The sequence below is a fragment of the Schleiferilactobacillus harbinensis DSM 16991 genome, assembly GCF_000425885.1.
Taxonomy (GTDB): Bacteria; Bacillota; Bacilli; order Lactobacillales; family Lactobacillaceae; genus Schleiferilactobacillus; species Schleiferilactobacillus harbinensis.
On record NZ_AUEH01000060.1, the window covers coordinates 1 to 14,357 of the forward strand.

Annotated in this window: 15 protein-coding genes; 8 read left to right on the forward strand and 7 right to left on the reverse strand. The window is 46.4% G+C overall.

The genetic code is table 11. The features are described 5' to 3' along the window. The first annotated feature begins 199 nt into the window (after window positions 1-199). The 3 genes from H627_RS19490 (at window position 200) to H627_RS0113970 (ending at window position 1,614) form a co-directional block, all read left to right on the forward strand. Window positions 200-502, forward strand: a complete 303-nt coding sequence (locus H627_RS19490; RefSeq protein WP_051225454.1) for a type II toxin-antitoxin system RelB/DinJ family antitoxin — start codon at window positions 200-202, stop codon at window positions 500-502. A 100-nt stretch (window positions 503-602) separates the two neighbouring features. Then, entirely contained in the window at window positions 603-839 is a 237-nt protein-coding gene (locus H627_RS18505; RefSeq protein ID WP_155827947.1) for a hypothetical protein, read from the forward strand. A 145-nt stretch (window positions 840-984) separates the two neighbouring features. Further along, complete coding sequence (locus tag H627_RS0113970) at window positions 985-1,614, forward strand: hypothetical protein (protein WP_027829426.1); 630 nt, start codon at window positions 985-987, stop codon at window positions 1,612-1,614. 312 nt (window positions 1,615-1,926) lie between these two features. On the opposite strand, the gene H627_RS18510 is transcribed toward H627_RS0113970, so the two are convergent. After that, the gene (locus H627_RS18510) at window positions 1,927-2,568 is read right to left on the reverse strand and encodes a recombinase family protein (protein WP_051225457.1); all 642 of its coding nucleotides are present in this window, start codon (window positions 2,566-2,568) and stop codon (window positions 1,927-1,929) included. A gap of 575 nt (window positions 2,569-3,143) precedes the next feature. Between H627_RS18510 and H627_RS0113990 the strand changes: the two genes are divergently transcribed. Continuing rightward, entirely contained in the window at window positions 3,144-3,908 is a 765-nt protein-coding gene (locus H627_RS0113990) for a hypothetical protein (protein ID WP_027829428.1), read from the forward strand. Between the two features lie 103 nt (window positions 3,909-4,011). On the opposite strand, the gene H627_RS0113995 is transcribed toward H627_RS0113990, so the two are convergent. From H627_RS0113995 to H627_RS19835, 6 genes are all read right to left on the reverse strand, one after another. Beyond that, on the reverse strand, window positions 4,012-7,023 hold the full coding sequence (locus H627_RS0113995; protein WP_027829429.1) for a type I restriction endonuclease subunit R: 3,012 nt from the start codon (window positions 7,021-7,023) through the stop codon (window positions 4,012-4,014). 41 nt (window positions 7,024-7,064) lie between these two features. Continuing rightward, the gene (locus tag H627_RS19495) at window positions 7,065-8,303 is read right to left on the reverse strand and encodes a restriction endonuclease subunit S (RefSeq protein ID WP_051225456.1); all 1,239 of its coding nucleotides are present in this window, start codon (window positions 8,301-8,303) and stop codon (window positions 7,065-7,067) included. Next, the gene (locus H627_RS0114005) at window positions 8,296-9,885 is read right to left on the reverse strand and encodes a type I restriction-modification system subunit M (RefSeq protein WP_027829430.1); all 1,590 of its coding nucleotides are present in this window, start codon (window positions 9,883-9,885) and stop codon (window positions 8,296-8,298) included. Before H627_RS0114005 ends, H627_RS19495 begins: the two co-directional genes overlap by 8 nt. 379 nt (window positions 9,886-10,264) lie before the next feature. Then, entirely contained in the window at window positions 10,265-10,546 is a 282-nt protein-coding gene (locus H627_RS0114010; RefSeq protein WP_027829431.1) for a hypothetical protein, read from the reverse strand. Then, entirely contained in the window at window positions 10,539-11,366 is an 828-nt protein-coding gene (locus H627_RS0114015; RefSeq protein WP_027829432.1) for a hypothetical protein, read from the reverse strand. The genes H627_RS0114010 and H627_RS0114015 overlap by 8 nt, the downstream gene beginning before the upstream one ends. A 195-nt stretch (window positions 11,367-11,561) precedes the next feature. Beyond that, window positions 11,562-11,924: a TIGR02328 family protein gene (locus H627_RS19835; protein WP_081674939.1), complete on the reverse strand. Its 363-nt coding sequence runs from the start codon at window positions 11,922-11,924 to the stop codon at window positions 11,562-11,564. Window positions 11,925-12,172: 248 nt separating this feature from the next. On the opposite strand from H627_RS19835, the gene H627_RS18525 reads away from it, so the two are divergent. The 4 genes from H627_RS18525 to H627_RS20210 all read left to right on the forward strand — a co-directional run bounded on the left by H627_RS18525 (window position 12,173) and on the right by H627_RS20210 (window position 14,081). Further along, window positions 12,173-12,820 (forward strand): recombinase family protein, encoded by a 648-nt coding sequence (locus H627_RS18525; RefSeq protein WP_081674940.1) that lies wholly within the window; start codon window positions 12,173-12,175, stop codon window positions 12,818-12,820. Window positions 12,821-12,841: 21 nt separating this feature from the next. Then, a complete protein-coding gene (locus H627_RS0114025) occupies window positions 12,842-13,087 on the forward strand; it encodes a hypothetical protein (protein ID WP_027829433.1) in 246 nt (81 codons plus the stop codon). Window positions 13,088-13,160: 73 nt separating this feature from the next. Continuing rightward, window positions 13,161-13,568: a hypothetical protein gene (locus tag H627_RS0114030; protein WP_027829434.1), complete on the forward strand. Its 408-nt coding sequence runs from the start codon at window positions 13,161-13,163 to the stop codon at window positions 13,566-13,568. A 357-nt stretch (window positions 13,569-13,925) separates the two neighbouring features. Continuing rightward, window positions 13,926-14,081, forward strand: a complete 156-nt coding sequence (locus H627_RS20210) for a hypothetical protein (protein WP_155827949.1) — start codon at window positions 13,926-13,928, stop codon at window positions 14,079-14,081. Window positions 14,082-14,357: the final 276 nt, after the last annotated feature.

The following is a 14,357-nucleotide window of genomic DNA, read 5'->3' on the forward strand; positions in this document are numbered from 1 at the left end:
GTGTCCGATCTGTCATTTGAACCGGCACAATATCTTTAATTTGAACCATAAAAAGCCTCCTTGTGTACTTGATGACTCAAGCATACAAGGAGGCTGCGGCGCGAACCATATACCCGTTCAACGACCGCTTACCGATAAGACCCTTATGGGGTATAATAAGGTCTGAAAAGAGTTATTGACTACCCTAGGAGGGACCGCAATGGATGTTAAGGAACGAGATCAAGACAAGAATGCCAAGAAGCGGGTTCAGGCCATGGTGGACGGTGATACTGTGAAGGCCGCCCACTTAGTGTTAGATCAACTTGGCGTGCCCACTTCTATGCTGATTAACGCTTTGTACAAACGAGTCGTAGCGGAACAACGGATTCCGTTTACTCTAGCTCTGACACCAGAAGAACAAGTCAAAGACCAGGCAGCTGACTTGATTGACGAAATTCAGAAACATGTCCCGACAGCAGATAAGGCTCAGTTTGGACAATGGTTGATGGACAATGAAGATTAGCAGGCTAGGCGAGCTGTATTTGATGCATGTATCCTATCCGGAAGGGCCTGGCGGGAAGACCAGACCAGTAGCTATCGTCCCAACTTGGGACGGGCGATTAATGGTTTTCAATGTCTCAACTAAATACAAAACCAAATCCAAAGTAATCAAGCGACAGTATGCTGAAATTAAAGATTGGCGTGCTGCTGGATTGGACAAACCGTCATGGATTGATGTGCGTGCCGTGCGTTTGGTTACGCAGGAGACTTTTAATACGTATACACCGTCATGGGTTGGCCGTCTTACGGCACGGGATGTAATGACCTGGTTGACTAAGGCTAAAGCAATGAACAAGTAAGACTACCAAAGAGATCAGCGTTCTTTCAGTACAGATACAACAAGAGAAGCTCCGATTGCTTGCAGCGTAAGCGATCGGGGCCTCTTGGCGTGACGGAAGACAATATGTTACACTACCGGTAGTAATAAAGAAGGGGGCAGATCTCATGAACATCATTGAAGTCACCGACCGACTACAAGCGGCTGGAATAACATCAAATCCCGAGGTCGTCCGGCGTTGGATTCGGCAAGGCAAGTTGGCAGCCACGATGCACAGCCGAAAACAGGGGTACCAGGTGCTGCCTACCGACTTAGAAGGATTCATTAGCAGTTATGACCGATCAAATCGAAAATCCATCGATAAACGGGCAGATACGGATTATTTCCGTGGGTTCCAGGACGGTTACGCCAAAGCTCAGGCGGACCAAGACCAGCTGTTTCAGCGTTTATTGCGACGTGGCAGCTATACGGACCAATACCGGATCTTGCGTGCCGATGTGAAGCGGTTAGTCATGCAGGGCGGCCCCCTGGACGAAGATAAGAAGGCACTGATGGCATACATTGACCGTGACAGCTTTGGACGAGATGACGCTGGCTTACCGCTGAAACGGCCAAAGTCATTTGTTGCCGTGATTGTTCTGGGCAAGCACATGCGTCCGTGGACCAGTGAGCAGATCATGCCCTATAGCCGCGATAACGGGGATGGGACAACGACTTCCCCGAAAATTGCCATTCGACGGCTGCTAGTGAGTTATTACCGGGAAGCCTACGAAAAACAAGCGTTGAAGAATAGCTAAAGCAAAGGCCAGTCTTGGAGGGCTGGCCTTTTCATTTGGGATCGATCACCAACTAAGAATCCAGCCGATTATCAGAAAGATTAGCACGCACCCCATGATAAAATAGAAGACAAATTGGATCACGGGCCAAAGGATGAGGATAATCAAGCCAATCATCGCGACAGTAAAGAGAACACCAAATATTGATCCGATTGTTGCAGCGAAAGCCTTGCTGAGGAAGAACAAACCGAAAAACAGAAGAGCAAGAACGATAGAGAGAAACTTATGGCGCAAAACGAACTGGATCATGATGGTTGGCCCCTTCCGTAAGGACTATTGACGGTTCTGCTCGTTTGTCAGTACGCCGTCTGCGATGGCGTATTTTTTGATACGGTAAATCTGTGTCCGTTCCAGGCCGACTGTTCGAGCAATCTCAGCCACCGTAATAGGTGGATCGGTCCGCAACATCTTGATAACTTGCTGATAGAGGTACCTTTTACGCGGGTTGCGGGAGTCAGCCGAGTATTCCCGCTGCCGCCCCTTGTAGACCCCTCTCTCCTTGGCTAGCTTGATACCTTCTTGTTGCCGTTCCCGGATCTTACGCCGTTCTTCTTCGGCAGTATATTTGTAAATTTCCAGGACCAAGTTGGTGAGCAGGGCCTTAAGGTTGGGGTCTTGAATACCTGCGAAGGATGGCAAGTCCAGTATATTTAGAACGGCCCCTTTCCGCCGAATTTCATCGATGATGGCTGTCAAATCGTCCGAACTTCGGCCTAAGCGATCGAGACTGAGGACCACGACTTCATCTTTTTCCCGAATGAAGTGCAGCATACGCTGGAGCTCTGGTCGGTCTGTGTTCTTGCCGGATACCTTCTCGGCGAACAGCTTCTCGACTCCACTCTCTTTGAGCGCTGCCAACTGGCGGTCTAGATTCTGGTCAGTGCTGCTGACCCGCGCATACCCGACTTTGATGATTAGCACCTCCTGGCTGATTATGTAACAACCCTATTGTTACGTTCCGCACCCATAGTATATCAGGTATTTAACAATGAAACAATAGGGTACACCCAATCGGGATAGAATCTACATCGTGGGGCCGGTAACTATTTGCAGGAAATTAAATAGTCTACAATTATTTTATAGATCATTGAACTTTCGTGGCGGAGGAGAGTGACAACCAGCCCCAAGACCCATAATACTGTGGATATGTTGACCATTGACTAGTGCTTAAGTTGCAAGCTAATACTGCTCTGTGTCTGCCAAGCACTCAGCAACAAGGCCCCGATCTCTTCAAGAGACTATTCCTCTTTATCTTTAACGGGCTGTTCTATAACGCCCTGTTCCTCAACATAAGCCGTATGGTTAGAGAGAAAGAACCCTAACCACTTTACCATGCCGCAATTGTGATATAACCAGTTAGCCGGTGCCATATTACGTTCCACAATTCCTCGAAAAGTTGGTTCTTAGTTAAGAAGACAAACTTAAGTTCTCGACTGCCAACAATAATCAGGGTATTATAAGATCTATAAACACTTCGCGGAGGGACCCCTATGGCTAAATATACTAAACAGGACTTATACGCTGCGTACGCCAAACACGACCGTGAGGGACTTAGCAAATTGCACGAACCCGGCACTGACCTCGATTGTGCCGTTTGTGACGAAATCAATCGAATAACAGCAGACTTAGAGGGAGTCAGCGTCGAAGAGCTCGTTAATAGTAATAGTATGGATTCTTCTTCGGCTGAGGAAACACGCTATGCATCCCCTCAAGTTCGCATGGCTCCGCACGTCTATAAAGTCTCCATTGACGGCAACACTTACCTTTGGCGGGTAACGACACAAAAGCAATGGAGTCGATTGCAGAAACAAGCCTCAGTGGATGAGATGACCGAAATACCAACCTCAGAGTATGTAAAATGGCCGGTCTTCACCCCACGCAATTCGGTAATCTCTCTGGCCGCTTTTCTGCATAGTTATCCTAAAGCTAACGGTCCAATCGCCACATTACAATCGTATCGAGTCACCACAGCCGGACTTGCGGCACGTAAGCCGGGGACAGAAGACCAATGGATATATTACGACGGAACCAACATCAAGGAAGTTAGGCGATTCTCTGAGCCCTTACAGGCTAGTATCACGCGTAAGAACAAGGTACAAATTGCTGCACCACCGGGTAGCTTCAGCTTATCCGCGGGAGATTATCTTCTAAAGCTGCCTACCGGTCGTCTCCTAAGCTTTACCACTGAGGAATTTATGGCCCTCTACGACATTAAAGATTCCAGCAGCTGGGTAATACTGTCCGAATCGGTATAATGCAGCCAACAGGAATCCTCGGAAACGCGCATGGCAACAATTTTGTACGTGTACGTAAAAAACGCCGTCCAGTCTAGGATGACGTTTTTCTTGAATTGTTTTCTCACTTGAGTGTGGCGAAGAATCTCAGGATAGAATCCTCAAAATCAGCGGTTTCAAAAAATCCAAGGTTTTGATCCGCCTCAATTTTGAGTAAGCATGACTTTAGTTTGGGATTATCATTAAGGCCTACGCCCGGCCAATACAACTCATACGCGTCCACAATGTCATTACCATTCGCTCCATGATCCGCTGACCAGCGCCGTATTTTCAACTCTTTGTTTTCAGTCCGGATCTTTTTCCGGGCACGTTGCAGGGAATCGGTATCGAAGTGACGGGTATAATCACCATTTTCAATTCCATCCAAAATGTCTTCAATCTCTGAACGATTATCATCATCCATTGGGGTGATATGGGTTTCAACCGCGCCTCGATTGACTGGCGTTGTTTCGTCGATATACGTGTTCAACAAGGCCACTAACTTATCGTAATCAATGATTTCATGGGCGTATAAATCAATAGCCACCTTGATATTGGCAAGGTCAATCTTTTTCTCGGGGGGCAACAATTCGTTGACATCGTTCAGGCGGGCTTGGAGAGCACTGAATTCCTGGTTGCTCTTAATATTGAGGCCCACCTGTTTCCCATTAGGCTGCCCCTTATCGTTAACCTCCGGCACCAGTGCGCCGAGGACATAGCCCTGCTGCACGAGACGTTGCACTTTTTGATTAACTTCAGCCGCTAACCGGGTAAATTCCAAACGATCTTGTTCAGAACGTGGTGTTTGGCTGAAATCGTTTCCGGAAATTTTCTTTAACCGATCTACTTTGGGCTGCAGGTCATTAATTTGAGTTGCTATCTTAGGCGCTAAAATATTGTCATCGAGCAAGCCTTGTTGGGCCGTTTGATCCGGTTGCTTTTGAGCATCCTTAAGGGTATCATTACCCCCTTTTGTGTATATGATCAGCGCTTTTTTAACGTTTTCTTCCATGAGCTCACCTTTACGGAAGAAACGCACCTTGCCATAGGGCTTGGCGTTCTTGTCGATAATTCGGTTCGTGCGCGACATTGCCTGAATCAGCATACCTTCTTTCAGAATTTTATCCAGATAGATAATGTTGATGTACTTGGAATCAAATCCTGTCAATAGTTGGTCAGAAACGATGACCAAATCTAGTCGTTGCGGATGGGCAATTTCCTGTTCATCGGAAAGTTTATGGTTGTACGGTTTTTTGTGGGCCAAGCGTTTTGTGATGTCATTGAGGTAGTCACGTTCTGGATTTTTGGCGTCTAAGAAATTACGCGTACCATATAAAGATGCGTAGTCAACCATCGCTTGCTTTAACGCCGCTTGTAGGTCGGAAGTACCCTCACCATTATTTTCATCGCGCGAATAAGTCATTGCTACCCGTAATTTAGGAGCCAAAGTTTTGAACAACGCATAGTAAGCAACCACAGCTTGTTTTCCTGATACTGCTAAGATCCCATAAAATTGATTACGTTGCCGAACGCCCATCTCAATTGAGCCAGAATGGATATCATCCCAATTTTTAACAATGTCTTCCACCACCGCTTGCCGATATGGCAACGAGGTGTAGACCTCCTTCTCTAAATCCTCTTCAGTACGCTTCTTGGCGTGATCAGCTTCCACGTCAACGTCACTGTAAGTGACGTCGAAACCTAAGACGTTGCCGTCTCCAATAGCATCTTTGATCGTGTATTGGTGCAACCGCCTGCCGAAAATATCATGTGTCGAAATGTTTTGTGAAGTTTGAACATCCTGCACCTCATCACTATAGAAATTGGGTGTGCCCGTAAACCCAAACCAGGTCGTGTTGGGAAAGGCATTCTTGATCCGTTTGACTGTGTCGCCGGAAGCAGAACGGTGCGCTTCATCCATCAAAATCACCTGTCGCTCGCTGGACGTCAACCCCGACTTTACAATTTTGTCCAGGCCCTGGACAGTAATAAGATAAATATGGGAGGTCAGTCTTTTCTGTTTCAAGTGATGCTTAAGCTGACGGCCGTTAACAACCTCTATTCGTTGTTCAAAGGTCTTGTAGGCATAAGCTTTAAAGTTCTCGTAGGTTTGACTGATCAAATCAACCCGATCAACGATGAATAAGACATTGCGGACCTTGGGCATAGATGCCAGTAACTGCGCAACTTTAAACGCAGTCACGGTCTTGCCGGAACCCGTGGTGTGCCAAATATAGCCGCCCTCTTTTTCGACATAGTTATTCTCTTCCATCGTTCGCATCCGATCCAAGATAGCACGGGTGGCTTGGATCTGGTAAGAGCGCATGACCATCAAGTTGTCATTAGCCGCATCCGGAATCATATTAACCGTCACCAAGCGATGAAGCGCCGGGATACCCAATACTTGATGGATAAACGCCATCGTATCCGTCACATCTTTACCATGATCATCTCGCCAGCCGAAAACAAAGTCCTTGTTGTATTCTGTTGCATTTTTCGGCCGCGCAAAATAATGAGCCGAATGTTGCGACAAGATGAACTGGACTTGAACGAACGAAAACAGCCCTGTATACATCCCGTCACCGTCGTACTTCTGTAGTTGCTCAAAAGCACTCCATTGATTTTGCAACGATTCATCTTTTTCTTCAATATGTGCGACGGGCAAGCCATTGATCAGTAGCATCACATCAATGCGGCGTTTTTTGCTGAGTGTAAAGGGGAGCTCGTTAAACGTAATTTGGTTGACGATTTCGTAGCGTGAACGTCCACCAGCAACATCGTCACCGTAAAAAATTTCAATCTCCAGCTTTGTACCGTCATCACGTGTGAGCGGCACTGTACCAATACCGCCAGAGCCAGCGATCATTAGCTGTGCATCGTAAGGGGTCTTATTCTTGCTCACTTCCATCTTGATCCCTTCAAATTCGGTATCAGACAGTGGCATACCGGCCAGCTTGCTGGCGTTGTTCTGGTTTAAGATGTCGCGCCAATGATTGTAGAGTACATCAGTCGTCATTCCTGAGAGGTCGTTGCGGTAAGTCCAGCCCTCTGACTTGAGCTTCTCGATCACTGCTTTTTCAAATTTATCTTCTGCCATTTACCCATTCCCTCCCAGAGAACTACTCAGGAACTTACGAACTATATAAACATAAGGCGCAGTAAAGACTTCTTCAGTTTCTGAAGGTTTTCAACCTTACGCTGGTTGACTGCGATAAGATTATCGAGACTAGCAAAAAAATTGCCGATCTTTTTTTGTTCGTCCATTGTCGGAGTTCGAATTGATTGTCGCTCAAAATGCCTTGTATCTAGCTTGTTTGAGGAATTACCAGACGATGTTATCGACTTTGCAAAGATGTACTTCCAAATCCATTCCAATTTGACGGCATACTTCCAGTAATTTAGGTTGTATTTACCGGAGTGCCGATAAATTGGAAAAAGTTCAGACACAACGCCATCTCCAATATCATTCTCGACAAATCTACCAAACATAAACTCTTTGTTGGGGTGTCCTTCAAAAGCAATATCCCCTTTTCGCATAACGAAAGTTCGTGTATCAATATTGTTTGATGTCACCTTGTCTGGTTCTTGAAAATACATTCTTGCAACCGAGATCCACCGGGTATTGTCAAACTGTCCATTGTTTCTCTCGTTCACCTTATGGAATAAATCTCCCAACTTCCGCTTTTCCCAAGCGTCAGCAAACCCCTTAAAGCGGATTTTCGGAACCTGATCATTGCCAGAAACGAACATTTGCTGCAAGAGCGATTTCTTCAGTTTCTGGAGGTTTTCGACCTTACGCTGATGAAGAGCGATAGTTTCATTCAGCAAGGTTAGCAGCTTTGAAATGTGTATTTGTTCCGTAATAGACGGTACGAAGAGGACCAGTCTGGTAAAGTCACGGAGATTATAATTATTTCTTCCATCTCCCGTAGACATTCGTAACGCCCACTGTTTGTGTTGCACAGTGTTCAAAAACAGGGATAAGAACTTTGAATCCAACAGTTGAGAGACAGGACGAGTGTTTATTGTTGCAAAACCAATTGCACCGACTTCATGTGGCCCGACAACTGCCGATGTTCCAATATCGCCAGTGTGTACTGTCACAACGTCATTTTCCAATAACTTACGCGTTCTGTTTTTCCGCGCGAATTCTTCATTTAGGTAAATAGGGGTTTTTGAAAATTCAAAACGGCCATCTTTTATATCTGAGTTGCGAATTAGAAGAGTGCCTTTGATCGTGTAATTTGTGGTCATTGTTGTAACCAACCCGATAAATATTTTTGAGATGTCAGATAACTTACGCTGTTCCCAAGCGTCAGAAAACCCCTTAAAGCGAACAGCTGGCTTGGAGTCCTGATTATCCCGAACATTACTCATAATCAAGCACTCCCTTCAAGTTATCCAGAATTTGCTGGTCCTCTGGATGGGTGACTACCAGATCCGCCATCATGTCTTTCAATTCAGCCGTAAGCTGTCTTTCCTCATCGGATACTGACTTCATACTCTCGAGCAGCTTGGCTGTGTCAACCGGCTCTTCTTCCTCGAATGTATCCACGTAACGCGGAATATTTAAGTTGTAATCGTTATCATGGATTTCATCCATTGTTGCGACGTGGGCGTATTTATCCAAATCCTTACGAGCTAGGTAAGTGCTGACAATCTTGTCAATGTCCCTTTGACGCAGCTTGTTACTATTTTTCTGTTTTTCAAACCCTTTTGATGCGTCAATAAATAGCACGTCATCGGTTGCTCGATTTTTTTCCAGCACCATAATAATGGTTGGGATACCAGTATTAGTAAAGATCTTTTCAGGCAACCCAATGATGGCCACAATATTATGGTTATCAAACAACTTTTTGCGGATTTTTGCCTCAGTACCACCACGAAACAACACCCCATGCGGCAACACGATGGCCATCCGGCCGTCGTTCTTTAGATGATAAAGACTGTGCAGCAGAAAGGCGTAGTCCGCTTTTGATTTTGGCGCCACACCGAATCGGAACCGGGGGTCATCCTCTCGATTTTGGTTGTCCCAATTTTGGGAATAGGGCGGGTTGGCCATCACGGCATCGAACATCCGTGGATTATCAACCCCATCGACAACACCGTCTGGCCAATCACTATTCAATGTATCCGCATTTCGCAGGTTGATATCGTTGTACTCGACCTTGTGCATCATGAGGTTCATACGGGCTAGGTTGTAGGTGGTCGTGATCCATTCCTGTCCGTAATACTTGATTGCTCCTCGGACACCGGCATTCTTCATGTATGAGGCAGTCGTCAGAAGCAATGATCCAGAACCCATCGTTGGATCATACAGCGAATACTCTTCAAGATTTTCACGACCAGCCGTCAAGATACGGGCCATAATATCTGACACTTGGTGCGGTGTATAGAATTCGCCAGCCTTCGCCCCGGAATTAGCCGCAAACATGCCGATCAAATACTCGTATAGATCCCCTAGCACATCGGCATCCTCATCGAGCTCAATCTTGTTCATGAGGTTGATCCAATCCATCATGGTTGCCGTACGTGTCTGAGCATTGGCCCCAAGACGAGAGGAGGTCAGATCCATATCCGCGAAAATACCCGCAAAGTCGTTTTTAGCCTCTGGACTAACCCCTTGATCGAAATGAACCATTGCATCCGAAACCATCATGATGTTGAACTTATCTTCGTTGATAGCCGCCACCCAGTCGGAAAACATGTCCCCTGGTCGAATCACGTAACCAAGTGTTCGTTGCATGAACTCGGAGGCCTTGTCTGAATCCTGTTGCCAGACAGCCGCCCAAGTCTCCCCCCGAAGAACGCCTTTAAGCCACGCTTGGGCCTTTTCAGACAAGAACTTGTAGAACATCACCCCAAATATGTAATTCTTGTACTCAGACGGTTCAATCTTTCCTCGTGTGTCATTCAAGGTTTTCCAAATCATTGCTTCTCTTTCGCTTGTCAGTGCCATCTTATTCTCCTGTATTCTCCAAATTTGAACTGTCGCTTTTATCGATCATCCAGTGCGACCTGTCGTACTATATTATACAAGTCATTTCCCATATTACGCAGGCGTCGGTAACGCGTACAAAATATATTCTTCATCGGCATGGTGATTGGGGGCGATTGCGCAAGGCAGGGGGCTGGATAAAAAGCGTCACTCAAGGCTTGCTCCTGCAAGGACCGGTTGTAGCCAGTTGCTAAGTACTGTTGGCTAGCGAGCATGTTCCTAGCTTAAGGAATTAACCCCTAAGGCGCTAGTCTCCACAACCTAGTTGTACTCTAAACCAGACAATGCGCCCACTTGGGCCGGTCGGTACTTATCTATATAGCTAGGACCACTCAAATCATCAATCATCGTGTTTTTTTGTCTGTACTAAGTCGCTGGTCCTTGTCTTCCTATTTCTCCACCAGCGACGTACGAAGCGGCTATTTTCTGCGTCCGCAATGACTCCCGCCAACGCGCATACTGTTAAAGAAAGTGTCAAGTGTTCACTAAATAGATTGGGGAAGATAATATCAAGGAAGATGGTGGGCACGATTATCCAAATAGCGATGGTCAGGGCTGCTATGGCGCACCGCAGCAGAACTAACCCAATAATGATCAGTCGACCAATAGTCTTGTTACCCATTGTCATGATCCTTCATCTCAGATCCTATCATATAGCCTATGAAGAAATCATCTTCGCCACCATCATCATGGAAGTCATCAGGGGAAAGGGGATTCCGTGGCGGTTGCCGTCGACACCACAGTAGGAACATAACTGGCAACCAGAGAAGTGTGGTGCAAACAATAAAGCTTTGTACCATATTCCAATCAGGAGTTTCACCTTGTGGATACTGTGAATTATGGAGGTAATGGGTTTGATAGAACGCTGCGTAGCGACGAGCGAAGCGAACGATGTTACTTCCAGTAGTTATTGTGGAGCACAGCCCTATAGTTGTATACCAATTTTGAAAGTCTGTAATAAAGCCCCCGTCTAGACCGCTGCCAGAAGGAATGATCCGATAGTGGTTTTGTTCCACAGGAACGACAAACAAAATCAATTGCTGCTTCATTGCTTTGTCCAATTTTCGATATTGAGAATCAGACAAAGCAGATACATCTTCCACCCCCAGTTTGTGCGCAAACATCTCTTCTTTGGCGCCATCTGCGATGTCGATGTAATTACTTACAGATGGCCGACCATTAACGAAATCATCCAGTTCCTCCCACTCACTATTCTTCGGAAGGCTTCGATAACTGTATAGGACGATCTGACAGTCTGCCCCATCGGCGCTGAGCTGATTATTTAAGTCGTCTAATTGCTGTGCATCGTTAGTAGATAATAGGCCCAATTCGTCATGACTTTTCGTACTGTCTGCACTAACTGGTTGTACAAAACCAAAAACGGACAATGTCGAAATTAAGCCAACTATCAAAAGTCCCACGGAATAGCGGTTGAACCACATTCTGATTGCCTCTCCTCATCTCAACTTAACGCGCGCACCACCAACATCTGTCCTTTTTTGAAGGACTAACGCCATTAGTCGGGCGAATACCGTTTCTTGTTCAGTTCTCCATGTATTGATCCGGTGCGGTACGTCATGCCTCATACGCCGAAGCCTTCACCGACTCATTTGTGATAGACCACTCCCGTTACCAAGTCACAAATCGATTCCCTTTTGTCGTAGGTTGGCCAGGCACTCTTGCAGATAGGCGTCATCATGTTCTGGATAAATTGGATCCGTTTCCCTTTCTTCCGCCAATTGTTTGTAAGGCGGACAGTGCTGGCCACGGCACAGAGGATTATACCAACATTTATTGGGTTGATAGCCACGCCGTACCATCTCATTCAGCACTAACCTGTGAAATTGAAATAGCTTAAACGGCGAATGTCTGAATACGTAATCTACAGTGGCGTGCCGACGTCCCCAACCGTTTCCTCTCAGTGCAGCAATTTCTCGATGTTGCCCGAGCAACTGTTGCCTTGGCAACTTCGAAATTAAGGCTTGGTGCCATAAACGCAATTACTTCACCCTCTAAACTCTTTCTGCACCCATTATACCGCGACTAACCTCCGTATTTTCGCTATGATTCTTGCAGGATCACGGTCAATTAGTTTGAGCACAGGAGGAATCGGCAGTTCCGGTAACAAAGAATATACCAAGATCACTGTCATAACTGTTCAGTATTGACAGCAAAGTCAAAACCGCGCTATAGTGGCGTTTATAAAGGTGTCAAAACAAGCTGTCAAAACCAGGAGGGAGAAACGGTAATGATCTACGGTTACGCACGGGTTTCTACCGCCGGACAAGATTTGCATGAGCAGATTCAAGAGCTGCGCGCTGCTGGCGCGCAAAAGGTCTTCTCGGAAAAATATACGGGTACGACGACCAAACGACCAGTATTTAGCAGCTTGACCGCTACACTGGCCCCTGATGACGTGTTAATGGTCACAAAGCTCGACCGATTGGCGCGAAATACCCGTGAGGCACTCAACGTTGTTAACGCGCTGCTGACGCACAACATTAAAATCCAGGTGATCAATTTAGGTCAAACATTTGCCATTGACGCTACCACCGGTCGCCAAAATTCGATGACCAAAATGCTGATGACAATCATGCTGGCATACAGCGACATGGAAAGAGACATGATCATCGAACGTACTCAGGCCGGTAAAGCATACGCCAAAGCGCATGACCCCAATTTTCGTGATGGCCGGCCGCGTGCTGCAACTGGGCAACGCTTGGAAGCGATCCGCGTGTACGTCAAAACACACACGGCCAAAGATACGGCTGCAACCTACGGTGTCAGCGAAAGTACTGTATACCGGATCAAGCGTCGCGACAAGGCCGCAAAGCAATTAGAGAACGCACGAGATACGAAAAATCCAGTTATCAGCAATGCCGAGAATAATCGCTGACACCAAAGAGGGAAAACAATAATGCTTAACGTTCCAAATAATGCTGTTTTCGTTACGATACCCCGTGATGGTTTACCGCAAATGCCGATGAACCCTACCGCCTTCAACTTGTATGTCAATGTTTTGGCTCACCAAGCGGAAACACGTTTTGAAATTATTCCACCTTCTTGGCAACAAGGAATCGTCGCCTGGCGGGAAAATACAGATTACAAACCGCTTTGTGCGCTGTACCATATCAAAGTAAGGATTGTACAACCTATGGTGTAGCAGCTAGCAAACGATTTCACAGCGCACCGCAGCCAAGAAACACATTGCTCGTACATAGAAAAGAGGGAACAACTTGGTCAAAGTGGAAAAGAATGATCTGCACAAAAAATTCACAATAAAGAGTGCCGCTCCGAAGCCGAAGACAACAAAATCAGCCAAACCGGCAGCGAAAGCTCCGGTGACTCAGAAACAAATTGAACTTGCAGAGGAGAATGAACTAGACGCTGTACAAGATGAGAACCAGCCGGTCGTCAGCCAAGCCTTAGGCAATACACCGCGCAAGATCAAAGCGTACGATCGCGAATACGCCGCAGTAATCGATACTGACGTGGTCGTGCTGTTAACCACTGGCGAACAAGTCACCGGTCATTTTATTCGTGCTTTTGCCTTTGTTTTGTGGATAAGCCGCGATAATAAGATGGTCGTCATTAACAAAGCGGCTGTTGTCTATGTCCAGGGACTGGAACAAAGCAAGGATTGATACAGCTTAAGCCAATAAAAGAGGCACTGAAAGTCGATACGGCTTTCAGTGCCTCTAACCCTCCTGGGAGTAGAAGAATTTACGAGCTAATCATCCTGACCGCGGGTCAAGAGGAGAAAGCTCATGCAATCGTATCCATATTGCACTTCCTACCAATATTTGTCAATTCCGGAGTGCTGATTCAGCAATGGAAAAAGCGCCGAAAGCCTTGATACGACTGGTTTTCGGCGCTTTTTAGGAGTAAAATATAAGGCGAAGAGAAGTTAATGAGCGGTGGTATCTCTATGTTTCGAAAGAAGGTGACGCCAATGGACATTAGGTTCATTGCCTCATATTCCAGAGAAAGGAGGTACTGGTTTGTCTGTGGTTGCCGCAATTGCGACGATCACTACCGTACTCGGCGCACTCATCGGCTTGGTCATCGTGGCAACACGGTTGACCAAGGCGTTGACGAAACTGTGTTTAGCAGTTTCTGCGCTGGTTGCGGCCCTCCGGGTTTTCCGGAAAAAATAGGCAAACTAAAAGCCGCACTAGCTTTGACGAGTAACTGCGGCTTTTAGTTTGTAGTTTCTTGCCACCGTTCTTAAAACGGCTCTTCATTGGGACGCCCTGGGAGGCGTCCCTTTTTACGTCTCTATTATATCATATTTTATGGAAAATCAAGCAAAAAGAAACGTTCCCGAATTGTCAAATTAAGTCCCGAATTGTCAAATTAAGTGCAACAGTGAAGACTCATCCATGTGAATTGGTTTAGGTAGTGGGCAGGGATTCCTCCAGGCCCAGGGGGGA